Annotated in this window: 1 pseudogene; it reads left to right on the top strand. The window is 72.6% G+C overall.

What is annotated here, in order from left to right:
- Positions 1–116 precede the first annotated feature (116 nt).
- Positions 117–558, top strand: a pseudogene (locus tag FXN61_RS49960) (hypothetical protein); the annotation flags it as partial.

Genomic DNA, 558 nt, shown 5'->3' with positions numbered 1-558 from the left:
CTCAGCGGAACGCTGACACCCGCCGACGCACCGGACTTCCTGCGTGCCGCGGACGTCCTGACGTGGGCGGGCAGACTGGACGAGGCACCTGCACCACACCAACCTGGTCATAGGCGATGGCGCAGCGCGCGCAACACCTTCCGGCGCTCGGCGCGGCCCACTCCACCCGGTCGGTGGTCGTTCGCCACCTCGGCAGACTGGACGCCGCGGCACGAGATGCGCGCACCGGCGTCGACCTGCTCACCCGCTGCGGTGCGGCGACGGACGGCGCCGTCCTGGCGCAGGCCGACGTCCTGATCGAGCTCGGCGACCACGCGGAATGCGCGGAGCTGCTCGTTCAACTGCCGGAGTCGTGGGTGGCCAGGCTGGCCAGCGGACGGCTGCGTGCGGCGACCGGGATGGCCGGCAGTGCGGTCGACGATTTGCTGGAGTGCGGAAAACTGGTGGCGCACCAGGACATCGGCAATCCCGCGGTGGCGCCGTGGCGGTCGGAGGTCGCGCTGGTCCTGCACAGCACCGGTCGCTCGGCCGACGCACTCGCGCTGGCGCGGGACGAGG

The organism is Lentzea indica (assembly GCF_012184385.1).
In the GTDB taxonomy this organism is placed as follows: domain Bacteria; phylum Actinomycetota; class Actinomycetes; order Mycobacteriales; family Pseudonocardiaceae; genus Lentzea; species Lentzea indica.
This window is presented reverse-complemented; position numbering and strand designations above follow the sequence as displayed.